The organism is Candidatus Gracilibacteria bacterium, from assembly GCA_041660965.1.
In the GTDB taxonomy this organism is placed as follows: Bacteria; Patescibacteriota; Gracilibacteria; order BD1-5; family JAGOOR01; genus JAGOOR01.
The window spans coordinates 611,365-635,735 of record JBAZVH010000001.1; the positions used below are offsets into that span (position 1 = coordinate 611,365).

Below are 24,371 nucleotides of genomic sequence, written 5' to 3' on the forward strand. Positions count from 1 at the left end.
TCTCACCCTTTTTTCTATGACTGCACAAAAAAAAGATATTCAAAACGATGATATTCTTATCCCAGTTCCTGAAGAGGATATCGATGGAGAGATACACCTCGATGCCGATCTTCTCTCTGATGAGGATACTGACCTTCTTGAAACTGAACTTCTTCCAGAAGAGGATGAAGAAAAGTCTGTCTCAGAAGAGGCCCTTCTTGATGATCTTCTTTGACCAGAGGAGGTGGATAATTTTCTGCTCGAAGATAATCTGAATCCCTATCTGACAGATGAGATGACAGATTTCCTCAATGACCGTATCACGGATTATTCTGCGATTTCAAAAAATGCTGGAAAGCAAAATGTGACAGCTGGAAAAAACCTCAATAAGGTCCGCGGTATCGCTATCAGTATCGCAAAAAAAGAAGATATTCTCCGCCAATCACATGGAGAGATTCTTATCTCAGAAACCATTAACTATCGAACGCAAAAGCCAGAGCGAGGGGGTCTCTTCTGTGAGCAGATTTTCTGACCACGAAAAAACTATGAATGTGCGTGTGGAAAATACAAAAGAATTCGCTATAAAGGGATTATCTGTGAGCGTTGTGGTGTCGAAGTCACGACGTCTCAGGTTCGAAGGCAACGAATGGCTCATATCGAACTCGCTGCTCCTGTGGCTCATATTTGGTATCTCAAGTCTGTCCCAAGTCGTGTCGGATTGATGCTCGATATCCCGATTAAAAAACTCGATCAAGTGGTCTATTTTGCAGCGTTTGTGATTACTGATATTCAGGAGGATTTTCGCCGTGATGCTCTTTCGTCTCTCGAAGATCGCTTCAAACAGACTCGTACTGAGATGCAAAAAGAATTCACTGGTATGCTCAATGAGGCAAAACTCCAGCATGAAGCAGGTGAGATCAAGGAAAAAGCTGTTCGAGAACTCGAAAATAACTGCGTCAAACATCTCGAAGAACTCGATGAAGAATACACGAGTATTCGTGATAAAATCAAATCTCTCGAAGTCGGAATGGTCATCTCAGAGCTTGATTATCGTTCACTCCATGAAAAATTTCCACAAGTTTTTGCGGGAGGAACCGGTGCAGAATCTATTCGTAAGCTTCTCGACCGCATCGAGCTGGCCACTATGATTCAGTCACTCCAAAAGGAAATAAAATCAGCGCCAAAATCAAAAGAAAGAAAATTGCTCCAAAAGCTTCGTCTCTCTATCGATCTCTTTTCGAGTGAACAGCATCCACGAGACTTTATTATGGAAGCGCTTCAAATCCTGCCTCCCGATCTCCGTCCGATGATTCAGCTCGATGGTGGACGTATGGCGAGTTCAGACTTGAACGATCTCTATCGTCGTGTCATCAATCGTAATAATCGTCTCAAAAAATTGATTCAGCTCGGCGCACCAGATGTCATCTTGAAGAATGAAAAACGAATGCTCCAAGAGTCAGTTGATGCGCTCATTAGTTGATCTGTTCGAAGCTCTCGCTCAGGATATGCGATGGCGAATAAGCGAAAACTTAAGTCACTCACAGATGTGCTCAAGGGTAAGCAAGGTCGATTCCGACAAAATCTTCTCGGTAAACGTGTGGACTATTCTGCTCGTTCGGTTATCGTCGTCGGTCCAAAACTTCAGATGGATCAATGTGGTCTTCCAAAGACTATTGCGCTTACTCTCTTCCGACCATTTGTTATCGGTAAATTGATCGAGCGAGAATATGCGTTTAACGTCAAACATGCTGAAAAAATTATCGAAGATAATGAAAAAGAAGTGTGGGACGCTCTCGAAGAAGTGATCGAAGGAAAGTATGTTCTTTTGAATCGTGCTCCGACGCTTCACCGACTTGGTATCCAAGCATTTCAGCCAGTTTTGATAGAAGGAAAAGCGATTCAGCTCCATCCTCTTACTTGTGTGGCGTTTAATGCGGACTTTGATGGAGATCAGATGGCTATCCATCTCCCACTCACACCAGAAGCACAAAAAGAAGCACGAGAACTGATGGCAACATCAGAAAATATGCTCAATCCAAGTAATGGAGAACCAATCGTCTCTCCAACACAGGATATGATTCTCGGATGTTATTATCTCACAAAAGAAGATTCACATGGCGCTGCAGTAAAAGTGCTCGCCTCCTATGATGATGCGTGTATTGCCTATCAACAGGGGAATATCACACTTCATACACCACTTCGTGTGCGTGGATGGGTACCTCTGATAGCAGACGGTCCGACGACGACCTATGGGCGCATTGTCTTTCATCATGCACTTCCGGCGGAATATCCATTCCAAAATGTGACGATGAATAAGAAGCAGCTCTCAAAACTTCTCGGAGATATCTTTGAGACGTATGGAACGACCGTGACCGCGAAAGTAGCCAATGAAATCAAAAATATCGGATTTAAATATGCGACGATGAGTGGACTGTCTATCTCTGAAAGCGACATGCTCACGCCAGGTTCAAAATCGGAGCTTATTGCTTCTGCGACGATCAAGGTTCGTGAGATCCAAAAGATGGCGTATGAGTGATTCTTAACAGGTGAAGAGCGATACGGACAGTCTATCCGTGTTTGGAGCCAAGCAAAAAATGATATCGAGACTGCCATGAAAAAAGTCTTTCCCAAAGAAAATCATATCTATCATTTTATCGATTCGGGAGCTCGAGGAAGTTGGGGAAATGTGACACAACTCTGTGGGATGAAGGGGCTCGTCGCTTCTCCATCAGGCAAGACGATAGAACTGCCTATCAAATCAAACTTTAAAGAAGGACTTTCGTCATTGGAATACTTTATTGCGACACACGGATGACGAAAAGGTAAGGCAGATACGGCTCTTAAAACAGCTCAGTCTGGATATATGACCCGTCGTCTCGTCGATGCAGCACAAAATATCCTCGTTCGTGAAAATGATTGTGGAACGCTCCATTTTGAAGAAGTAGACCGAGCAAAACCAGAAGGTATTTTCGGAGAAAATTTTGAAGAACGTATCTATGGTAAGATTCTTTCAAAGGACCTTCTCGATAAAAAAGGAACAGTTGTTGGAAAGAAAAGTGCTATCATCGATCAGACACTTCTCAAGGTTATTCTCGCTTCAGATGTTTCTATTATACCGGTTCGTAGCATGCTGAACTGTGAAACGCATGAAGGAGTTTGTCAGCAATGTTATGGTATGGACCTCGCCCGCAACAGTCTTGTGGAGATAGGAGCTCCTGTCGGTATCGTCGCGGCTCAATCCATCGGAGAGCCAGGGACACAGCTGACGATGCGTACGTTTCATACAGGATGAGTCGCAAAAGAAGGAGGTGATATCACGACTGGTTTGACACGAGTTGAAGAGCTCCTTGAAGCGCGTACACCAAAATACCTCGCGAAAGTGAGCCATATCGATGGAGACGTTATCAAAGTAGAACACACCAAAACTTCTTCAACTGTTTTTATCAAGGCATTTCATCCAGAAACTCGGGAGTATTATATCCCTCATGATTCTGAGCAACGTGTAAAAACAGGTGATGCCATCAAAGTTAAACAAATTCTTGCAGTGAATCTCGAGACAAAACACAAGATTCTTGCGAGTCTCAGTGGTGTCGTCTCGAAAATCGAAAATGGTATCATCTCTATCTCAGACGTCGAAGCACAAACGCTCGAATATTCTATTCCTTTTGGACGAAAACTCTCTGTCGAAAAGGGTGATATTGTCCACAAGTGAGACAAGCTCTGCGAAGGTGATATCGATGTCGATGAACTCATGGCTATCGCAGGTCCTGCGAGAGCACAAGACTATATCGTCGCAGCCGTCAAAGAAATCTATGCTTCTCAAGGTCAGACCGTCAATGCAAAACATGTCAGCTGTATCGTCCGCCAGATGTTCTCAAAAGTCACTATTATAGAGCCAGGAGATAGTGAATATTTCCAGGGAGATACGGTGGATATTGGCGCCTTCAATGATGTTAATAAGATACTGGTTACACAGCACAAACGTCAGGCAGTTGGGCAGAGATTGATTCTCGGTATTGCGAAAGTATCGCTTCATTCAGAATCATGGCTCTCTGCAGCGTCATTCCAGGAAACTGTCAAAGTCCTCGTCGATGCTTCTTCTAAAAAGCGTATCGATCCGCTTCAAGATATCAAATCCAACGTTATCGTCGGTCGCCGTATTCCTACGCTCCAATACTTCAATAACAATCTCGAGGTCGATGAGCAATACTATGAAGGAAATGTCTCTGATGTGACAGAAGTGCATTCGACGCATGCGCTGGTTCCTGATGTTGAATAAGAAAATTGTTCAATCCTACAATTCTGGAAAAGAAAAGGCACTTCGAGAAGAAGAGAGTATTTTGACAATCAGGATATTACCTTACGTTCTACAGGATACTTTCTCTCTTCCAGAATTGTTTTTTTATTTTTTGATAAAAAAAATTTGCAAAGTAAAGCTTTTTTTATACAATGCCGCCACATATCATAAAATGTTTTCCTAACTCATGGTAAAAGAAGAAAAAATCGCTGCCCGAGGTACCGTGCTGGAGTCTCTCCCAAATGGTGATTATCGAGTACAGATTGACTCTCTTGCTGGCCAAGAATTGGGAGAAAATACTATGATAGTTACCGGCTATATTTCTGGTCATATGCGTAAGTGTCGTATCTCGATTCTCAATTGAGACATCGTCGATATCGAGATTACGCCCTATGATACGACAAAAGGTCGAATTATTTATCGTCATAATGTTTCATCTGTATGAAAGTTCGTCCATCAATAAAAAAACGAGATCCACGTAATGACGTCATAGTCGTACGGTGGAATAAAAGCCATACCAAAAGGTATGTCCGTATTATTAACAAAAAAAATCGTCGTTTTAATCAAAGACAGGGCTAATTTATATTCTTTTTCTTATGGTACGTATTCTCGGAGTCAACATTCCAAATCATAAACACCTCTGGGTAGCACTCACCTCTATATATGGAGTCGGTGTTACTCGTTCTCGTGCGCTTCTTGCAGCGGTAAAAATCGATGCATCACGTAAAGTAGAAACACTCTCAGAAGAAGAACTCGGTGTTATCCGAGATGAGCTCAAAAAACATACACTCGAAGGAGATCTCCGACGCGAGATTATGACGAATATCAAGACGCTTCAAGATATGAACTGTTACCGAGGAGTTCGTCATAAAAAATGACTTCCTGTTCGCGGGCAAAGAACGAAAACAAACGCTCGTACAAAACGAGGCAAGAAGAATACTGTTGCTAACAAAAAAGTTGCCGCTTAATTAATTTCTCTCTATGGCTCAAACACTTCGTCGATCAAAGAAAACCAAACGCACTGTAGAACAGGGTGTTATCTGTGTTTCTGCACTTTATAACAATACACATATCAGCGTGTCTGACACAGATGGCAATGTCCTCACATGGCATAGTGGTGGTCGTGCAGGTTTTAAGGGTGCTCGTGAAGCAACTCCGTACGCTGCGACTATGGCTATGGAAAAATGTCTCGAAGAAACGCTCCGTCTCTACGGTCTTAAACGAGCGCATGTCAAGGTAAAAGGTGTCGGTTCTGGTCGTGATAATGCTCTTCGAGCGATTATTGCTGCTGGAGTCGAGATCGATAGCATCGTCGATGAGACACCGGTTCCTTATAATGGGACCAAGAAAAAGAAAATTCGTAAACTTTAATTTATTCTATGCGTTATACTGGTCCAAAAAAGAAACTCTGTCGCCGAGAAGGTAAAAACCTCTTCGGGAGTGAAAAATATGCCTTGAATGATTCTAAGCGAAAAATGCTGGGGAAGAATACTGGTCGTATGAATCTCTACGGTCAACAGCTCCGTGCAAAACAAGCAACAAAGCGTATGTTCGGTGTTTCTGAGAAACAATTTGCGAATTACTTTAAAAAAGCATCTCGAATGAAAGGAAATACTCTCGAGAATATGCAAAAGCTTCTCGAGACTCGCCTCGATGTCGTCGTACTCAAGGCAAACTTTGCTCGTACAATCATGCAATCTCGCCAATTTGTGAATCATGCTCATTTTACGGTCAATGGTCACAAGGTCGATATCCCATCGTACCAAGTGGCGACAGGTGATGTTATCACCGTTCGTGAAAAACTCAAAGACACGGTTATTTACAAAACTCTTCAGATTGAATCACAAGAATTTCTCACAAAAAACCAATCAGGAAAAGTATCATCTGTTGATTGGATAGACGCAGACCCAAAACAATTCAAAATCACTGTTACACGTCTTCCAGAGACCACAGACTTTGATCAGAGCATCGCTCTTGATATGAAGAAAATTATCGAATTTTATTCTAAGTAGTTTTTCTCTTTTTATTTTTTTCTCATGCACACTCTCCACACTATCATCGGTCTTCCTCGTGTTTCTGAACAAAAAATTTCAGAAGCGCAATTTTCACAGGAGTCCATCTTTGATATTGCCCCTCTTCCACGAGGGTATGGTATGACTCTCGGACACGCGCTTCGTCGTGTGATCCTCTCGTCTATCCCTGGCACTCGTGTCACGGGTATCAAGGTAGGTGGTATCAGCCACGAATATACGACGCTTCCTGGCGTACGAGATAGCATCTTAGATATTATGCTCAATCTCAAAAATCTCATTCTCGAAAAATCAGATGAAGGTATCGTATGGGTCAATCTCAAAAAGAACAAAGCAGGGAAAGTCACAGCAGCAGACATCAAAACATCTGGTGGTGTCGAGATTCTCAATAAAGATCTCTACATTACAGAAATTGATCGAGATGGGTTTGACCTCGATATCCAGATTCGTGTCGAAAAGAATGTGGGCTACAAATCTATCGAAATTCTCAAAAAAGAGGATGATGATGTGATGATTCTCTTGATCGACGCAAACTTTTCTCCTGTCCTCAACGTGAGCACAGAAGTAACGAGTGAACGTTTTGGAGATATGACTGACCTCGATAAGCTCAGTATCACTGTCAAAACAAATGGAACTATTTCTCCAGAAAGCGCTTTCAAATTTGGTTCTCAAATGCTTCGTTCGTATTTTGACTCTTTCTGTGATACAGAAGTGTTGATCGAGAGCTCATTTATGAGCGATTCTCGACTCCTCCGTGACAAAGAACGCAAAGATGCTCAGGCAACAGAAGACAAAGAAAACTTTACGCATATTGATTTCCTCGCACTCTCGCCTCGTACACTCAATGCACTCGTGAATGGTAATATCCTCTCTGTCGAACAACTCGAAAAATGTACAGAAGCCAAGCTCTCATCTATCAAAGGATTTGGGAAAAAAGCTATGGACGAAGTCAGAGCAGCTCTTGCAAAAGAGGGTAAAAAACTTCTTTGAGACGACTAATATTAATACAAAATACAAAAGACAAAGTACAAAATAACAACTTATTAGACCTATTAAACTTTTCTCCCTATGCGACACCGATCAAAAAAACATCTGAAGTTCAATGGACGCGACGCGAATCATCGTGATGCAGTACTTCGAAATATTGCTGGCAGCTTTTTTATCCACAAAAAAGTGGCTACGACAAAAAAACGAGCACAAGCAGTTGTTCCTCTTATCCACAAGCTTATTCGACTTGGACAAGAAAAAGATCTGATGAATGCTATCCGTGGTCTTCAGGAGTCTCTCTACACAGAACAGGCATGCAAGGCGGCTCTCGAAGTCGCAAAAAGCGCGCAAAGAACGTCTGGATTTACCAGAATGACCCCACTGAAATATCGTGCAGGTGATGCGAGTATGCTCGTAACCCTCGAACTCGTCGTATAAATATCTCTCTATGAAAACACTTTTCCCAAATACAATCGAACGCAAATGGTATCTCATAAATGCTGAATGACTGACACTTGGTCGTCTGGCACAGTTTATTGCACGAAAACTCACTGGCAAAGAAAAACATACGTACTCTGCCCATATTGATAATGGTGATTATGTCATCGTGACAAATATTGATAAGATCGTCACAACAGGTCGTAAAGATCAATCAAAGCTGTACTATACTCATTCTCAATATATGGGTGGGCTTAAGACTATTTCTCTTGGTGATCTCAAGACTAAAAAACCTTTTGAACCACTTCGTCTCGCTGTCGCTGGTATGCTCCCAAAAAATAGTCATAAAGAAGATATACTTCTTCGTCTCAAACAATTTCAAGGAGCAGAGCATAGTCATGAGGCGCAGACTCCAGAAAATATAACACCTACTTCTTTTTAATCAGATTATGGAATACACGTATAGCATAGGTCGTCGTAAAACAGCAACTGCACAGGTTCGTCTTTTTCCTGGAAAAGGTGAGTCAACCGTGAATGATCGTCCACTCAAGGAGTATATCTCTCGTACTGATCTCGTTTCTTTGGTTCACACCCCTTTCAAGGTCGCAGGTGCTGGGGATTATCATTTTTCTGTGATTGTCCGTGGCTCTGGTGAAAGTGCTCAAGCCCAAGCTATCGCTCATGGTATCTCTCGAGCCCTCGTTCTCATCGATGAGACATGCAAGACAGCGCTTCGTGAACATGGTCTCCTCACTCGTGATGCTCGAAAGGTTGAGCGTAAGAAGCCAGGCCTCCATAAAGCTCGTAAAGCTATTCAATGGTCTAAACGATAAACCAATTAAACAAATAAAACTCATTAAACGTATTAAACTTTTCCCATGCCTACCATTCAACAACTTATCCGAAAACCTCGTGTCACGAAGGTTCGCAAGAGTAAATCTCCTGCCTTGATGATTATCAAAAACAACCTCAAACGAGTCTATGTTCCTATCGCTGGTCCTCAGAGACGAGGAGTCTGTACAAAGGTCTACACGATGACGCCAAAAAAGCCAAACTCGGCTCTTCGTAAAGTCGCAAAAGTACGTCTGACGAATGGTTATGAGGTTATCGCTTACATCGGTGGTGAAGGACACAACCTCCAAGAACACTCAGTAGTGATGATCCGTGGAGGCCGTGTAAAGGATCTTCCGGGTGTGCGATATCATATCGTCCGATGAGTACTCGATACCCAATGAGTTGCTAACCGCAAACAATCACGCAGTAATTACGGTGCTAAACGGCCTAAAAAATAATTCTTTCTCTTATGTTACTCACTCAGAAACAAAAATTCGTTAATTACATCATGCAAGGTGGAAAAAAGAAGCTTGCTCAGCAGCTTCTCGAAGACGCTTTTTCTCTTATCAAGGAAAAAGGGAATAAGGATCCTGAAGCTATCTTTGACAAAGCATTTGAAAACGTGATGCCTCATATCGAGGTTCGACCACGACGTATCGGTGGTGCTATCTTCCAGGTTCCTGGAGATGTCGCTCCTCGCCGTCAGCTCTTCCTCGCCTCAAAATGGATCAAGGAATCAGCGCAGTCTAAAAAGGGTACTCCATTTGCGAAAGCTCTTGCTCTCGAGCTTATTGATGCTTCTCAAGAAACTGGTATTGCTTTCAAAAAGAAAATGGATGTCTACAAAAATGCTGACGCAAATAAAGTGAATGCTCGTTTTGCTCGTATGAACACTCCTGGTAATAAAAAATAAAATCATTTCTCATTCTTCATTAATCATATATGGCACATAAAAAGGCAGTATCCTCCACAAATAACGGTCGCGATTCACAATCAAAGCGACGTGGTATAAAAGTATACGCAGGTACCAAGGTTATCCCTGGTAATATCATCGTTCGTCAAAAAGGCAATAAAGTATTTCCTGGTGTTGGCGTTCTCCAAGGCAAAGATTTCACGCTCCAAGCAACTGCAGAAGGTGTCGTTCGTTTTTATGAAAAAGGACGCACTCGATTTGACGGAAAGCAAGTGCGTTCCACCTTTGTGACTGTTGATGCAGTTTCTGTTTAGTATAAAGCATGTTTGATATATACTCTTCCATTTTTGGAAGGGTATTTTTTTGCAAAAAAGTTGTTTTCTTGGTGTATTTCTATACTATCAGAGCATGTTGTTTCATCTCAAAAAAATCTTTTTATCACACCGATTGTTTTGTCTTTGTGCTCTGTATTGTATATTGTGTACTTTTTGAAGTGTGTTTGGATACACGACTGATGCTACTACAACCCAACAAGCGATACGATTTACACAACTTATTGAGAGAAAATTGGCTACGTTCCCGACGGATCGTGCCGAAAAACTCAAACTCCTTGTTCATACGAAATTGGTAGAACTACAAAATGTGATGATATCCTCAAATACTGCAGAATCACTTCAAAAAAATGCACTCTACGAATCTGTTCGGAGACAATTATTCACTGACTCTTTTGACACATCAGAGGCGATATTTGATGATGGAGTGGGGGCTATCTGGACCCATGCACCAAAGGGGTTTGGAATTCTCTACAATCCTATCTCTACACCTACAATTGGTTCGCTCGCTTCCGGTACAAAAAATACACTCGTAAATGGTTCTTATTTTTCTCGTCAAGAGGATACCAAATATCATTCTGGACTCCTCTGGATCGGTGGTGTGCTTTGGTCGGATATGATCTATGATGACAGTCACATTACCCATATAGTTTGCCTTGATACGAAACAGCAAATTTCTTTTTGGTTGAATAGTGTCTACTTTGATGGTCTTCTCAATACTTGTGAACTCGCTTTTCAAGGAGGCCCGATGATTTATTCGTCTCGAGAGGGGATCATCGAACAACATCTCGAATCGAGAACGTATATGGGAAGTCCTCATAATCGTACCATTATGGTGTTATTTGAGAAAAATGGAATACAAAACCTCTGGTTCCTCACCCTCATAAAACCAGAAACACTCGCTGAAGTACGCGATACTGTGCTCCGAGAGTCTCGTTTCCGTGGTGAATATGACACTCTTACTGTCTTTAATCTCGATGGGGGAAGTTCGGTGGCACACCGCAACCCAGATCATCCTGAGCTGAATTTTGGGAGCAGAAAAGCATTGCCAGTGGTATTTGAAATCTATAAATAATTTTTTATGTCTCCTTCTTCTCTTATTCTCGAGCGTTATGCTGATGTCCTCATAAATTTTGCTCTCGGTAATGGTACCGGAATCAAGCCAGGTGATGTCGTACTCCTTTCTGTGCCCGAATGTGCACGTTCGATTCTCAAACCCCTCCATGACACTGTTTTGCAGGCAGGGGGGCATCCTGTGGTAGAGATTGTGCCTGATGGGCTGCAACGTTCGTTTTTTCAGCATGCGAATGTATCACAGCTTCTCTACCGTCCGATGAAGAGATTACTCGGTACCGTAGAAGATATCGATCACCGTCTCTTTATCATAGCCGAGGAAGAAAAATATGAGCTTTTCGGTATTGATGGAGAGCATATAATGAAACGATTTGCCACGATTAAACCCTATCGTGAAGCTCTGAATAATAAAGAAAATCAAGGGAAGCTCACATGGACGCTGGGGATGTACGGAACACAGGCGATGGCAGCTTTTGCGGGTATGAGCTTAGAGGAATACTGGGATCAGATTATTTATGCTTGTTTCTTGGACGATGAGCATCCTATTCAGCGCTGGCAAGAAGTCACTGAGACACTTCATATGCTCACAGAAAAACTCAATCTTCTTCAAATTCAATCCGTGCATGTCCTGGGTGAGGATGTGGATCTTACGGTAAAAGTTGGTAGTGATCGAAAGTGGCTCGCAGGTCGTGGATGCAATATCCCGAGTTTTGAAGTCTTCACCAGTCCTGACTGGCGTGGTACGAATGGGTGGATACGATTTAATATGCCACTTTCGTATCAAGGCAGTATTATCCGTGGTATAGAATTACGATTTCAGGATGGACTCGTGATTGAGTCGAAGGCAACTGAAAATGAAGCCCTCCTCAAACAGATGATTGCTCAAAAAGATGCGAATAAAGCAGGGGAATTTTCTCTTACGGATTCCAGATTATCTAGAATTACCAAATTTATGGGTGAGACACTGTATGATGAAAATGTTGGGTGACCATTTGGTAATACGCACCTTGCTCTCTGAATGGCGTACAAGGACGCATTTACAGGTGATATTGCCAATACTTCAAAAGAAGAATGGATTGATCGAGGATACAACGATAGTGTCGTTCATACAGACATTATGAGTACGACCGATCGCACTGTCACAGCTACTCTCCTAGATGGTTCCCAGAAAATTATTTATGAGAAGGGGCAGTTTGTGATATAACACTGATTCCGTCATTCCAGCCAAGTCCCGATATATCGGGACGCGAGGTGGAATCTTTCGTCATCCTGTCCGCCTAGACGGACTGTTTCAGGATCCAGATCATAAAACTATTCCAATTCCTGGCTGCACTTTGTACTTTTGGTGCCAAAAGTACCAAAAGCATTTAAGACAGCAAAACTCGCTATAGACTGAATTCAAGAATATACTTGATTCATCCCGCTCAGACAGTTGCTGTCCTAAAAACCCTTTTCTGTTTGTGTTGATGGGGGGCATTGGACCACTATGTCTTTATCACCATTATCCCATCATCCGGATCGGTCTGAATCACTTCATACTTTACGCACAGTGAATCCAGATATTCATAAAAACCATCCATTTTCCAGCGATATTTGATGACATCATCGATGATGATGATCCCTCCAGGACTGAGGAGTGGTACTGAGAGATCATAAAATTCTCGTGTCATACGAAAGGCCCCATCGATAAAGATGACTTCGAATGTTTTTTTTGGGATGTTGAGCGTGCTTTTTGGTTTTTTGCACTGTGCTTCTGGATTTCCTGTCTGAAAATAGGGAAGGACTTCTCTTGCATCTCAAAAATACACTGAGAAACTTCCGATTGTCTCTTGAAAAATATCGGAAGTGACTTTTCGTCCAAAATCGGCTGGAATTCCTTCTTGAATTTCCTGGTTTTGTAGTTTGGAGAATGTAGCAAGATTGTAGCGCAATTCTTCGAATGCATGGCGAGAAAATTCCACACTCGTGATATGGGATTTCGGGTGTCACAGAGCGAATATCATCGTCGAAAAACCATTTGCTGGGCCTATTTCCAGGATATTTTTTATATCTATTCCTTCCATATTTTGCAGAATTCCTTGCGCTGTACTCCAGGATATATTTGGCACTGAGCGTTTTTCTCAAGAGATTTTCATACTTTTGAGAAAATTCTGTAGTACTGGTGTGAGATGTGTAATAAGGGGAGTTTCCGGCATAAATATTTGCAATTCAGTACTTTATTTGATAGACTATACATATGAACACATTTGTCAAAAATAAGACAGGATCTGACAATGCCCTCGAAGATTATTTTCTCGAACTCCTTATCGAAAAGAAGGTGATTGATCGGGAAATCCGAGAAGTGCTGGATGTGGTAGAAAAAAGCTCTCTTCATCGCGACTATAAATCACGTCTCAAAATCATACTTTTTGGACATGAAAATCTCTATTTTCAAAATTGGGGGACTCTGCAAGATGGTCTCTTGGATGTGATAAAGACTGGTGAAATACGTGATAAAACGAATGAAGAGCAGGGAGTTATTATTGATATTATTCTCTGACTGGTCGAGAAAATATTTGATATTCCCGATGAACACATGCATTCTTTTGTGATCTTGGAAGATCGTGAGGATGTGGAGCATTCACTGATTATACTGATGAAGCGGATGCTGGATCATCTTGAAGTGGGCTTGACTGAGCTCATTGCACAAAGTCCTCATCTTATTCATCCTATAGAAGAACAACCACATTCTGAGTATATACTCCTTGAAAAAAATCTTCATACACTTCCACATGTTTTTTTGGAGACTGAAAAAGATCGTATTGCGGCTATCAAAAATAGTGTTCAAGAACTCCATAAAAAGTTTATTCTTCAAAAAGATACAGGAGAAGGTTCTATCTTTTCAGAACTCTAGTGGTTGCATATTGCCAAAAAATCTTATTATCATAGCACCAAACACTATGAGTACCTATACTATTACAGGGTGAGTTGATCTCTCAGGAGAAATCGCGGTAAGTGGCTCAAAAAACGCTGCCTTACCAATGATTGCCTCTACGCTCTTTTTTGAACATGCCGAACTGACGAATGTCCCGGATATTTCTGATGTCCATCTCCTGTGTGAAATTTTGAAAAGCTTATGATCAAAGGTATCTTTTTCTGATCATATTTTGACCATTGATAATACGAATCTCTCTCTTGAAGGTCTTAACCGAGAACTTTTTAAAACAGCTCGTGCGACCTACTATCTTATCCCTCCACTTTTAGCGCGTTTTGGAAATGTTTCACTCCGATATCCTGGGGGGTGTAGCATCGGAAAACGACCGATTGATGGCATCGTCCAAGGACTCAGAAAATTTTGATACGAAAATTCACAGATTGATGATATGCTCTCGTTTTCAGGGCATGATAATGGAGAAGCAATAGCGGTTAATGCGTATTTTTCTGTGGGAAGCACTATCGTCCTTCTTCTCTCAGCTCTCGCTCGTACTCAGACAACCACCATTCAGCTGGCTGCCTATGAACCACATGTGATGAATATAATCGATGTCTTGCGTCTCGCGGGGGCGCATATTGCTCTCCGATATGATCATACTATCATTATCACACCTGCACCGCTTGCTTCGCAGATGTCATGAGAAGTCGTAGGGGATTATATTGTTTCAGGTACTTTGGCAGTTATCGGAGCTCTGACAGCACGAGACTATATCGATATTCATCGGGCTCGTATCGCTGATCTCACAGCATTTCTTTTTGTTATCGCTAAAATGGGTGTCCGATATGAAGTTATCTGAGAGACACTACGTGTGTATCGAACAAAAACATTGAAATCAACTGAATTGCAGACAAACATCTATCCTGGTTTTCCGACTGATCTCCAGTCTCCCGCGAGCATTCTCATGACGCAGGCAGATGGGATGAGCCGTATTCATGAAGTACTTTTTGAAGGCCGACTGAATTGGCTCGTTGAACTCGAAAAAATGCGATGACATATTGCTCTTCTCAATCCACACGAGGCACTCGTTTTTGGGAAGACTCCGCTTCGTGGAACACAGGTATCAAGCTGGGATTTACGTTCCGGTGCAGCGATGCTCATAGCAGGCATGATCGCAGAAGGAGAGACTATACTCGAAAATGTCTCTCATATCGAACGTGGATACGAAAGTTTTGCAGCAGGGCTACGAAGCATTGGTGCAAAAATAGAGAAAAATAATCTTTAGATTTATTTTTTCTCTTGTTGCTGATAGATGAGACGTTTTCCTTCTACGATTGTGCGGAAATCGGCGACCTTAAGTTTGCCAGTAAAAGCCATTCTCCATCCTTTCCATCCACTCATTTCACGAGCGAAGGCCATTTTCCGGTCATCATCCAACAAGCCAAATTGTTGACTTGTTTTTGAGAGAATATCTTTGACAGAGGAGGAGGACATGGGAAGTATTAAGTAGTAAAATGGATGAAGAAAGAGTTGTAGGATTGTGAGAACAGAGCTTCTGGGAAAATACAGCCAGGAGGTTCGACAAGGTTTTATTGTTTTTCCATTAATTCCGTATTTTTGATACCGAGCATAAAATAAGGATTATCCGAATCTGCCCTTTTCATAATCACCCAATAAGGTTTATTGAGTAAAAAATTAGCGGGTTGTGGTGTTTTTCCCCGTGGGCCTGCGCTTACTTCTAGACCTATTATTACTGCTTCATTTTCCACTTTTGCACCCCTTTCATCCATATTAAATTTGATATTTTCAAACATTTGAGATATCTCATACCCCTCAAATCCATTATTCCTCAATAATTTATGTAAAAATTCTTCATAATCTCTATGATAATCGAGTGTTAATTTTGGAGCCTCAAAGGAATTTATATAATAATTTTCATAAAATGATGTAAAATCACCTTTTTTTATTGCAAGAGCTATCGCATCTGGATCGGTCATATCATATCATTTCGCTAAAATGAGCTGGTCATTAGCATCTTTTAGTGTTAATGCGATGATGAATTTGTCATCATTATCATAATTAATAATTCTTAAATTCTCGTATTGATCCCTACTCCCTAAATGAAATCCGCTTACTTTTTGGTTCTCAAATAATACATCTTTTTTCGTAAAAGGTATTTTGTATTGCACTTCTTTCAAGAAGTATGCATAAGAAATAATGTCCAATGGGAATAACTGTATTTCTAAATCCTTAAAACTTTTGCTGGGGAATTTTTTCCTAGATTCTTTGTTGATAGTATCAACGGTTGTTTGGCCGTATCCGCTTTTTATATAGTAGCTTTTATCGTCCAAATCATTTTTAGTGAATATTGGATTATTAAACTTTTCTGCCATTTTTAAGGCAATCTTATCGTCAGTATTCAGTTGTAGTTTTTCATGTAAAATATTTTCATTGAGCTCATTCCAAGCTAAGTTCATTGCTCAGCCCCAAACATAATTTCCATTGTATTCGCTTCCAAGGTAGTTACTATCGGTGTTAGCATGAGTACACCCCGTCAATAAAAATCCGGCTGCGATAACTGGCATTAAAAATAATAGTTTTTTCATGATTTCGTGTTCAAGAATGAAAATAGTCTATGACTTTTCATTATTTATGCAATATAATTCACTCGATAATTTATTTCATAATTCTATTTATTTAATATATTTCATTCCAATCAAATTAAAGATTGTATCGAAATTTGTAATCAGTTCTTTTGTGCCGTTTTTATGTATTGCACATATTGAATGAAAGGACACCATGGGAATATTGGAATTATTCATGACTCTTGGCCTTGGTTCTATAGTGAAGGCCATGCCGTTTTTTACGATTTGGTCTTCGGAAGCTCGTATATATATCCTTTTTTCACTTATCATTTTTTGTATCTCATCATGATCCCCACGTTTGAGTATTTTTTGTTCTTGTTCGGTCATATCTTCCATAATGAAAGGAATCGTGTGCCCTACATCATCTGCAGTTGAGGGACTAGTTTTGCACTCGATTTCATTGTTAAGATGATGCGAAGTGATTAACCCCTTCATATATTGCGCAATTTCAGAAAATGTAAGCCCTGGTTCCACGTAATCAAATACTTGTCTAACAATCTCATGACATACAATCAGATGATTGATGATTTCTTGTTTTTCTCCAAAGTAAATCGTAATCCCAAAATCCCCAATTATACCCGTTTCTCTATCTATGGGAGAAGCGTAGGCATACATGATACCATTGTTAGTATTGAGTTGAATATTTTTTCGCGGCCATTTATCTTCTGACCTGAGACTCTGATAGTTGAGACGACTTTTTTCTCCATCTTCATCGGTTCCAATCAAGATACCAATTCCATAAGGTGGTGGAGAATACCAACCCTCTTTGAAAATGTCATTATTTTTCCGTAGTTCAAAAATCCATCTATCTCGAATTTCAGCTTCTGACAGTAATAGATTGTTTTTTAGAATTTCCTGAAGCACCTTAAATAAAGATTCTTGAGCGTACTCTCTCGTTTTTTTGCAGATTTCAATCTTTTGGTCGGAATTCATATTTTTTCTTTATTTTCCCTCTTTAGTCACCTTTATTTCCGTTACTTTCCCAGATCGGATGGCTTTCTCGAGTTCAGTCATGAGTTTAGGGTTTTCTCTGAGGTATTGCTTCACATTCTCTCGTCATTGACCGAGCTTTGTCTCTCCATGTGTGTAGAATGCTCCAGATTTTTTGATAAGTCCTTTTTCGACGGCGAGATCGATAATTTCTCATAGTTTACTGATACCCTCGTTGTACATAATCTCTATCTCCGCTTCACGAAATGGAGGAGCTATCTTATTTTTCACGACTTTGACTCGAGCGATATTTCCAAGGATCTTCTTATCATCGCCTGTTCCTTCCTCGATAGCCGCACGTTTTCTGATATCAACTCGTTGAGAAGCATAAAACTTGAGAGAGTTACCACCAGTTGTGGTCTCAGGATTACCAAACATCACCCCTATCTTCATACGAAGTTGGTTGATAGCAATTAATGTGCAGCCAGATTTACTAATAGCCCCTGTTATTTTTCGAAGCGCCTGAGACATCAGACGTGCCTGGAGACCCATATGAGAGTCACCCATAGATCCTTCGAGCTCTGCTTTTGGCGTCAATGCTGCGACAGAGTCGATGACGATAATATCGACGGCATTTGAATGAATCAAAGCGTCGACGATTTCGAGTGCTTGTTCACCATAGTCTGGCTGAGAGATAATAAGTGCCTTAATATCCACACCAAGCTTCGCAGCATACTGTGGATCGAGTGCGTGTTCAGCATCGATAAATGCCGCTGTTCCTCCTGCTTTCTGTACCTCTGCAATCGCATGGAGTGCAAGCGTTGTCTTACCAGAGGATTCTGGTCCAAATATTTCGACGATACGCCCCTTTGGATATCAGCCACCGAGGGCCTCATCCAATTTCAGACTCCCACTCGATATCATCTCGATAGGTATATGGACTTTTTCACCCATTACCATCACGGCTCCAGCGCCATATTGTTTTTCGATCATTTTGAGCGCGGCCTGGAGAGCTGCCTTTTTATCTTCGTTCATAGAAAATATTAAAAATTAAATGTACTAATAGAATTAATTAGTACACCCATTGTATCGAGCAAATTTATAAAAGCAAATCTTTTTTACAGAAAGTTTATATTTCGGTAAAAAGTTGATAACCATCATTCTTTCTCGATGTCCTGTGTCCTTCTATCTCCTTGAAAGGAGTCTTTTATAGTGTTCCTTGAGACTTTCTTCTGTGCCATACGATATCTTTTTTCCTTTACATACCTTACAGGTAAATTTCATTTTTTTTGCATCGAGCCGTTCTGTTTCGACGATAGCATTGCAATCATGGCAAAAGAATACGATGCCTCCTCGCTCTGGATTGAAGGTAATTTTTTCTTTTCAGTATGTAGAGACGTTTACGAGATCACTTTTGATACCATAAAAACCAGCACTTTTTTCATCTCAGGGAGATTTTATTTCATTTGTTTCGTCATTCATAAGAGAGTATTAGTGTATAAATTGGTTGGGGATGGGAGCTATGCCTTGAATGGCATAGCGAGTAATTCGATCCTTGGTGAGAATCCCTCAAAAGGTGAATTGGTTGGGGATGAGGGATTCGAACCCCCGGTGTCGGAGTCAGAGTCCGATGCCTTACCACTTGGCGAATCCCCAACAAAGCCCCTGTATTGTAAAAAAGATACCCGATAAGTCAAAAAGATTATCTTTTCTTTTTACGGTCTTTGCTGAAAAAAATCAAGTATTTTAGTTTATTTTTTCTCTCACGATATAAATAGGTCTATGAATTGATTCTTCATTGATATTGGCTATATAGAGCCCGAGTAATCCCAGCGATATCATCACGATACCCATCATCATCGTATTTATGACTATGACGATCCCGAGATTGCTGAATTGCATATGTATAACCCCTATCTTATCAAGTGCCTGGAATACGAGTAATATACTAGAAGAACACGTTATAAGTACACCTATAAATCATACAAATTTCAAGGGAAAAAAAGAAAATGATGTGAGATTATTCACGGCTAATTTTAACAGTCTTCTATAATTATAGCTCGCTTCTCAGGTGAGCCGTTTTGTGCTCGAAAATACCACACCTTTCCTCTTAAAACCAAGCCAATCAATCAGTCATCGATACATACGATTTTTTTCTCCGCATTGCTTGTACGCATCGACGACTATTCTGTCGAGCAGCCTGAAATCTGTTGCCCCTGGCTCAAGTTTAAACTCTGAGAATGAATTGAAGATTTTATAAAAAAGAACTGATGATAATTTCTTTATCCAGGAAGCACCTTTATTTTCTGGTCGTATATTGTATACGATCTCGTACCCTTCTTCCCAGAATCGCAAAAAATCATGTATATTTTCCACAGGGTGTTGACCATCAGCATCCATCGTGATGACACTATCACCTCCTGCTGCATCAATTCAAGCACTGAGAGCCAATTCTTTCCCAAAATTTCGTGACAGGTTGAGTCATTTTACTTTTTTATCTTGCAACCCAATTTGATGGATTATTTCCCAACTCTTATCTCGACTTCCATCATTGACGAAAATAATCTCATACTCATAGTTCTCTGATACCCTACTCAGAACTTCCAGTAAATCGGCGTACACATAAGGAATATTTTTTTCTTCATTGTAGACAGGTAAAACAAAAGAAATGAGCTTCTTATTTATCATTCAAAAATCAATTAAGGAGTTTTATTCTAGTGTATAGTTTTATTTTTATAATCAACGGTTTTCTGTCTTGATTTTTCTTTTTGCAAGGATACAATACGTCTCTCTTCTTAATTTTTTCTATGTCTATAATAAAAGAGTTCAAAGAATTTGCTATGCGTGGCAATGTCGTCGATCTCGCTGTCTGAGTCATTATTGGTTCAGCGTTTGGTAAAATAGTAACTTCTTTAGTCACGGATGTTATTATGCCTTTGATCGGGGTTCTTACGGGGGGAGTGAATTTTACAGATTATAAAATCATTCTCAGAGAATGATTATTGGCTACTACTGATGGCGCCTTGGCTCGTCCCCCTGTTACCCTGAATTATGGTACTTTTCTTCAGGTAATTCTCGATTTTCTCATTGTCGCATTTTGTATATTTCTCGTTATCAAGGCGATGAATAAGCTCAAGAAAAAAGAAAAACCAGCACCAAAATGACCGACACAGGAGGAATTATTGACTCAGATCCGTGATCTTCTCAAAAAGAAAAAATAGTTGTCTTTCCTCCAAAATACATAGAGTGTCTGTATGGATCTCCATGCACTTTTTGCTTCCTATAACTGGACACTCTCTGTCTCAGAAGAAGCCCTGTTTCGACGATTTCTTACACTCTTTATCGCATATAATTCTCATACGAATCTCTCCGCTATTCGTGATGAGGAGGGGATTATCATAAAGCATTTTATAGATTCTCTAGCCGTTCTTCGCGCTGTGAATGTAGAATGAAAAATACTCGATATCTGATCAGGTGGTTGATTCCCCGGTATTCCTCTCAAGATTATCCAACCTTCACTCCAGATGACACTGCTCGATAGTGTCGGGAAAAAGGTAAAAGCGATGAATTATTTTGTGCAGGAACTGGGATTACAGCATATCTCAGCTCTTCAGGAGCGAGCGGAAATCCTCGCAAAAAATAGGGACTATGCGGGAAAATATGATTATGTGGTCTCGCGAGCGACAGCGTATATGAGCGATATCTTGCCTTGGTCAATGCCTTTTTTGAAAAGAAATGGGAAGATCATTCTCTATAAAATCTACTCTGAAGAAGAACAAAAAGATGGGGAGCAGATGGCGAGAAAATTGTGATTGATCCTCGAAACTGTCTACCAATACGAGCTCGCAGGGCAGACACGGTGTCTCTATATTTTTCAAAGAAATAAAAAAATCATCTAGGATGAGTTTTTTATATATTTTGGCGGTGTTTTTCGGTCCAAGGTTTTCATTTTAGTTGCTATCTGTTTAGAATCTTAGGCTTTCTCATTATAAATAAATATTTAAAACCCCGTAAATAAAAATTGTATTGTCTCGCTCTATTGTGCCAAAGTCAAGTATTTGATGTCTGGTTGTGTCTCGTCAGACAGACAATATCAATTGACTCAAAATATTTTTCTAATCTCTGCCACATAAGAAAACCTGTTGCAGTAAACTTTTTTTTAATCCATTGATCTGCGATTACCCATGCTATCACTTTCCCTGGTTTTAAAATTCTTGCGCCTTCGGATGCCACTTTTTCAAGTTCATCATAAAATTCAATATTCTCACAAGAAATTTTGCCAATACATCGCCCATCCTCAGAATATCTAATATTATCGGAATAAGGAGAATCGATAAAAAAGAAGTCAACTGAATTATCTTCAAGTGGAATTTTTCTGGCATCGTTTTTGATAATGTCTGGGCGAACAATATTTAGGTCATAACCGATTACTCGTCTATTTAATTCTTTAGCTACATCAATCGTTGTCCCACTGCCACACATTGGATCAACGACCAAATCACCCTCTTTTGTGTACCTTTGGAGCAAATTCCAAATGACAAAGGCGGGCGTTACACCATTGTATTTGTTGTTTCCATGAGGTTTTTCGCCATAATTTTGACGAGGAAAATCCCAGAGTGTTGTTGATTCAATTTGCATATCATACAATTTTTAAAAATCAGGAAAATGTGTTGCTCGATTCCTAGATGTTTTTTGTTTCTACTTCAAACAGTTTTCTTGGAAAATCCTTGTGGCTAATTTTATATCCAAGAGCACCGTCAGAACCCTTTACTGTGTAGTGTGTCTTTTTATTTCTAGCAACACTTATCCACTCTACTGGCTCATGTGTCTCGTTAAGAAGACTTTTCAGTTCGTTAAAACTTAATGATACAATCCCATCCTCTCCACAAACCAATAACAAAAAAACTTCATCCAACTTATTTTTCATTTCCAGAATCTCGTTTTGGTGTTCTTGGGCGAAACTAAATCTCCAAGGAGACATCCTTTTAGCTGAATGCTTAATAAAAAGACCTATGTTTTTGTTCACAACATAAGAAGCATTGCTTTCACTCGGAAAGGGTTCGATTGTTATACTCTGATCTGATTCATGAAGCAATTTTGCTAAAACAGCTCCATGGTAAAATTCAAATTCTTTAATCATGTTTGGAAGTTTTTAGAAAACGGATATTACCTCTATATCTATAGAAAATACGAGCTTTCCCCAATTCGTTATAAAGAATATTTATATGGTGAATTGCATTAGGATACTTTATCAATTCCATTTCCCTGTCACCAATAAATCATTTTGCACGTGTAATAGTATTTTTGTCCATTTCTCCCTCTTTTTCTGTATATCCGGATATACTTTTCGGAGAGTGAACTGCTAGTGATTCATCCCCAAGCGGGCAAAATCCTTCTATGTAACTAATCAGATAATCAGGTAAACAGTTTTTCCCAAATAGTTCAGAAAGTGCTTTTACTTTTTGAATTGGCTTTATATTTTGCTTTAAAATTTCTTCAATATTTTCAGTATCAAAATTAAAAAGCTCAAAACTCATTTCACCTTTATCTACGACAACATTCGTTTTATCAATACTTGCCGCCGAAACAGCAGTAATTCTTTCGCCGTCAAGCCATACAGGTGTTCGCTTGTCTTGTTTTCTTGATTCAAGAGATAATCTATGAAAAATGAAACATTTTTGCCAATCTAAATAAAGCGATTTAGGAATTATCAACTCAAAGTATTTTAAGTAATCATTTCGCGAGCCAAACATTCTAGCTCGTTGAATATAAGTATCTTGTTGTAATTTATGTTTTACATCTCTTGTAAAAAACATAGACAAAAGATTATTAAAGGTAACTCCTCGGGAAATAATATTTCCACCAATAACCACAGTAAAGGGTGCGGTGGGGTCAGTCGCCGTCCGATTGTCCGCCGCGTTTACTTCTTTATCACTGTTCATTACAACAATGTTATTTCTGTCTATGTGGCCAATGGCGTATTTTGTTATTTCGTTCGCATGTTCTGGGTATCTTGCACTGGCAATTTCCCATATTCTTTTAAAGTATGCCTCGTGGTTTGAATCTTTATCGTCCTTCAATACTTCAAAAGTTTTAACAATTTGTTTATAGTCAACCGTATGGTCAGCTTTCTTGCTACTTGTATGAACAAGCATGGAGTAATTCTTTTCTGGGTCATTAACAACAGAGTTTAAATATCCCACATTTACTATGAAGCTAAATAATGCTTCTCGTAAATGTTTTGGGTAATCGCCCGCGTCCGGTAAAAAAGTTAGTCTATATGGCAAATCTTCTGTAGAAACAGGGAAGAATATGTCCTGCCCTGTATAATTTGAATGTGGCTGAAAATCAATCCAAAATTCATTTTGATTTTGATGAGTTTTGTTTAAATCAAGACGAGCGGGTGTTGCTGTAACACCGATATAAGTACCTTCCGAACCAATCAATTTTTCTGTTAGTTCATTTATTTTACTCTTCTCTTTTTTGTTTATTTTTGAGTTTGGTGTCGCATAATCAGCTTCATCATCAATTACTACTCTATTAGAGTGTCCATCTAGCTTTTGAATAAGTTTATGTAAGTCTTTTGAATTTTTCTTACAAAAAATAACCCACTGATGGTCTCCAATTTTTACTTCGGGCGGTAGAATTTCACTAAACTTTTTTGGAGAAGGAGAAAGACCTGATATTTGAAAGCGCTCGAGATTTTGTCCCAAAAGTTGGACACTATCATTAAGTAAGGCAATTACAATCTTAAAACCAACATCAAGGAGTTTTGCTGTTAAAGCAATCATCATTTCTGTCTTTCCGCTTTGCGGTTCGCCATAAATAACAAAAGATTTTTGTCCTTTTTGGGTATTCTCAACGGCACTTTCTACAACAGCCTTAATTCTGTCTACTTCTTGATTCATTGAGACAAGTTTAGCCAAACGCCTTTCATAGCGATTATTGTTTACAGTATCTCGTCTTAATTCATTTAAGTTAAAATTTGGCATATTTTTAAA

General features: G+C 39.9%; 29 protein-coding genes and 1 tRNA gene. 19 read left to right on the forward strand and 11 right to left on the reverse strand.

The genetic code is table 25. The features are described from left to right. Positions 1–16: 16 nt before the first annotated feature. The 15 genes from rpoC to WC753_03035 all read left to right on the forward strand — a co-directional run bounded on the left by rpoC (position 17) and on the right by WC753_03035 (position 12,088). A complete protein-coding gene (rpoC, locus tag WC753_02965; protein ID MFA6080416.1) occupies positions 17–4,258 on the forward strand; it encodes a DNA-directed RNA polymerase subunit beta' in 4,242 nt (1,413 codons plus the stop codon). Positions 4,259–4,463: 205 nt separating this feature from the next. After that, a complete protein-coding gene (gene infA / locus WC753_02970; protein ID MFA6080417.1) occupies positions 4,464–4,739 on the forward strand; it encodes a translation initiation factor IF-1 in 276 nt (91 codons plus the stop codon). Beyond that, positions 4,718–4,855: a 50S ribosomal protein L36 gene (locus tag WC753_02975; GenBank protein MFA6080418.1), complete on the forward strand. Its 138-nt coding sequence runs from the start codon at positions 4,718–4,720 to the stop codon at positions 4,853–4,855. The genes infA and WC753_02975 overlap by 22 nt, the downstream gene beginning before the upstream one ends. 17 nt (positions 4,856–4,872) lie before the next feature. Next, positions 4,873–5,244 carry a 30S ribosomal protein S13 gene (rpsM, locus tag WC753_02980; GenBank protein MFA6080419.1) on the forward strand — a complete coding sequence of 124 codons (372 nt, stop codon included), beginning with the start codon at positions 4,873–4,875 and terminating at the stop codon, positions 5,242–5,244. Positions 5,245–5,257: 13 nt separating this feature from the next. Further along, the gene (rpsK, locus tag WC753_02985) at positions 5,258–5,647 is read left to right on the forward strand and encodes a 30S ribosomal protein S11 (GenBank protein MFA6080420.1); all 390 of its coding nucleotides are present in this window, start codon (positions 5,258–5,260) and stop codon (positions 5,645–5,647) included. Between the two features lie 8 nt (positions 5,648–5,655). Then, a complete protein-coding gene (gene rpsD, locus WC753_02990) occupies positions 5,656–6,288 on the forward strand; it encodes a 30S ribosomal protein S4 (protein MFA6080421.1) in 633 nt (210 codons plus the stop codon). A gap of 24 nt (positions 6,289–6,312) precedes the next feature. Then, on the forward strand, positions 6,313–7,305 hold the full coding sequence (locus WC753_02995) for a DNA-directed RNA polymerase subunit alpha (protein ID MFA6080422.1): 993 nt from the start codon (positions 6,313–6,315) through the stop codon (positions 7,303–7,305). 69 nt (positions 7,306–7,374) lie between these two features. Further along, on the forward strand, positions 7,375–7,731 hold the full coding sequence (locus WC753_03000) for a L17 family ribosomal protein (GenBank protein MFA6080423.1): 357 nt from the start codon (positions 7,375–7,377) through the stop codon (positions 7,729–7,731). A gap of 10 nt (positions 7,732–7,741) precedes the next feature. After that, positions 7,742–8,173, forward strand: coding sequence for a 50S ribosomal protein L13 (rplM, locus tag WC753_03005; protein MFA6080424.1), 432 nt, complete (start codon positions 7,742–7,744; stop codon positions 8,171–8,173). Positions 8,174–8,180: 7 nt separating this feature from the next. Beyond that, positions 8,181–8,564 (forward strand): 30S ribosomal protein S9, encoded by a 384-nt coding sequence (gene rpsI, locus WC753_03010; protein ID MFA6080425.1) that lies wholly within the window; start codon positions 8,181–8,183, stop codon positions 8,562–8,564. Between the two features lie 45 nt (positions 8,565–8,609). Continuing rightward, positions 8,610–9,023: a 30S ribosomal protein S12 gene (gene rpsL, locus WC753_03015; protein ID MFA6080426.1), complete on the forward strand. Its 414-nt coding sequence runs from the start codon at positions 8,610–8,612 to the stop codon at positions 9,021–9,023. 11 nt (positions 9,024–9,034) lie between these two features. Then, a complete protein-coding gene (locus tag WC753_03020) occupies positions 9,035–9,478 on the forward strand; it encodes a 30S ribosomal protein S7 (GenBank protein MFA6080427.1) in 444 nt (147 codons plus the stop codon). A gap of 29 nt (positions 9,479–9,507) precedes the next feature. Beyond that, positions 9,508–9,792, forward strand: a complete 285-nt coding sequence (locus WC753_03025; GenBank protein MFA6080428.1) for a 50S ribosomal protein L27 — start codon at positions 9,508–9,510, stop codon at positions 9,790–9,792. A 181-nt stretch (positions 9,793–9,973) separates the two neighbouring features. Further along, on the forward strand, positions 9,974–10,885 hold the full coding sequence (locus WC753_03030) for a hypothetical protein (GenBank protein ID MFA6080429.1): 912 nt from the start codon (positions 9,974–9,976) through the stop codon (positions 10,883–10,885). Between the two features lie 6 nt (positions 10,886–10,891). Then, positions 10,892–12,088, forward strand: a complete 1,197-nt coding sequence (locus WC753_03035) for an aminopeptidase (GenBank protein ID MFA6080430.1) — start codon at positions 10,892–10,894, stop codon at positions 12,086–12,088. A gap of 280 nt (positions 12,089–12,368) precedes the next feature. On the opposite strand, the gene WC753_03040 is transcribed toward WC753_03035, so the two are convergent. Then, the gene (locus WC753_03040; GenBank protein MFA6080431.1) at positions 12,369–13,019 is read right to left on the reverse strand and encodes a class I SAM-dependent methyltransferase; all 651 of its coding nucleotides are present in this window, start codon (positions 13,017–13,019) and stop codon (positions 12,369–12,371) included. A 101-nt stretch (positions 13,020–13,120) separates the two neighbouring features. Here WC753_03040 and WC753_03045 point away from each other — a divergent pair, with 101 nt between their 5' ends. Together WC753_03045 and WC753_03050 are read left to right on the forward strand one after the other, a co-directional pair. Then, positions 13,121–13,777, forward strand: a complete 657-nt coding sequence (locus WC753_03045; GenBank protein MFA6080432.1) for a hypothetical protein — start codon at positions 13,121–13,123, stop codon at positions 13,775–13,777. A 10-nt stretch (positions 13,778–13,787) separates the two neighbouring features. Further along, positions 13,788–15,080 (forward strand): UDP-N-acetylglucosamine 1-carboxyvinyltransferase, encoded by a 1,293-nt coding sequence (locus tag WC753_03050; protein MFA6080433.1) that lies wholly within the window; start codon positions 13,788–13,790, stop codon positions 15,078–15,080. A gap of 2 nt (positions 15,081–15,082) precedes the next feature. Here WC753_03050 and WC753_03055 read toward each other — a convergent pair whose 3' ends face one another. From WC753_03055 to WC753_03085, 7 genes are all read right to left on the reverse strand, one after another. After that, entirely contained in the window at positions 15,083–15,289 is a 207-nt protein-coding gene (locus WC753_03055; GenBank protein MFA6080434.1) for a hypothetical protein, read from the reverse strand. A gap of 95 nt (positions 15,290–15,384) precedes the next feature. Next, complete coding sequence (locus WC753_03060; GenBank protein MFA6080435.1) at positions 15,385–16,380, reverse strand: hypothetical protein; 996 nt, start codon at positions 16,378–16,380, stop codon at positions 15,385–15,387. Between the two features lie 108 nt (positions 16,381–16,488). Next, complete coding sequence (locus WC753_03065; GenBank protein ID MFA6080436.1) at positions 16,489–17,373, reverse strand: M24 family metallopeptidase; 885 nt, start codon at positions 17,371–17,373, stop codon at positions 16,489–16,491. Between the two features lie 9 nt (positions 17,374–17,382). Further along, positions 17,383–18,405: a recombinase RecA gene (gene recA, locus WC753_03070; GenBank protein ID MFA6080437.1), complete on the reverse strand. Its 1,023-nt coding sequence runs from the start codon at positions 18,403–18,405 to the stop codon at positions 17,383–17,385. Between the two features lie 150 nt (positions 18,406–18,555). After that, positions 18,556–18,852, reverse strand: coding sequence for a hypothetical protein (locus WC753_03075; protein MFA6080438.1), 297 nt, complete (start codon positions 18,850–18,852; stop codon positions 18,556–18,558). Positions 18,853–18,952: 100 nt separating this feature from the next. Next, a tRNA-Gln gene (locus WC753_03080) sits at positions 18,953–19,026 on the reverse strand. Between the two features lie 90 nt (positions 19,027–19,116). Then, the gene (locus WC753_03085) at positions 19,117–20,058 is read right to left on the reverse strand and encodes a glycosyltransferase family 2 protein (protein MFA6080439.1); all 942 of its coding nucleotides are present in this window, start codon (positions 20,056–20,058) and stop codon (positions 19,117–19,119) included. Positions 20,059–20,177: 119 nt separating this feature from the next. Between WC753_03085 and mscL the strand changes: the two genes are divergently transcribed. Next, positions 20,178–20,591, forward strand: a complete 414-nt coding sequence (mscL, locus tag WC753_03090; GenBank protein ID MFA6080440.1) for a large-conductance mechanosensitive channel protein MscL — start codon at positions 20,178–20,180, stop codon at positions 20,589–20,591. 33 nt (positions 20,592–20,624) lie between these two features. Continuing rightward, positions 20,625–21,269, forward strand: a complete 645-nt coding sequence (gene rsmG / locus WC753_03095; protein ID MFA6080441.1) for a 16S rRNA (guanine(527)-N(7))-methyltransferase RsmG — start codon at positions 20,625–20,627, stop codon at positions 21,267–21,269. Between the two features lie 58 nt (positions 21,270–21,327). Here rsmG and WC753_03100 read toward each other — a convergent pair whose 3' ends face one another. From WC753_03100 to WC753_03110, 3 genes are read right to left on the reverse strand one after another with little or no spacing between them, the layout of a single operon-like run. After that, a complete protein-coding gene (locus WC753_03100) occupies positions 21,328–22,008 on the reverse strand; it encodes a DNA methyltransferase (protein ID MFA6080442.1) in 681 nt (226 codons plus the stop codon). 43 nt (positions 22,009–22,051) lie between these two features. Continuing rightward, a complete protein-coding gene (locus WC753_03105) occupies positions 22,052–22,510 on the reverse strand; it encodes a hypothetical protein (GenBank protein ID MFA6080443.1) in 459 nt (152 codons plus the stop codon). Beyond that, positions 22,503–24,362: a Z1 domain-containing protein gene (locus WC753_03110; protein MFA6080444.1), complete on the reverse strand. Its 1,860-nt coding sequence runs from the start codon at positions 24,360–24,362 to the stop codon at positions 22,503–22,505. Before WC753_03110 ends, WC753_03105 begins: the two co-directional genes overlap by 8 nt. Positions 24,363–24,371: the final 9 nt, after the last annotated feature.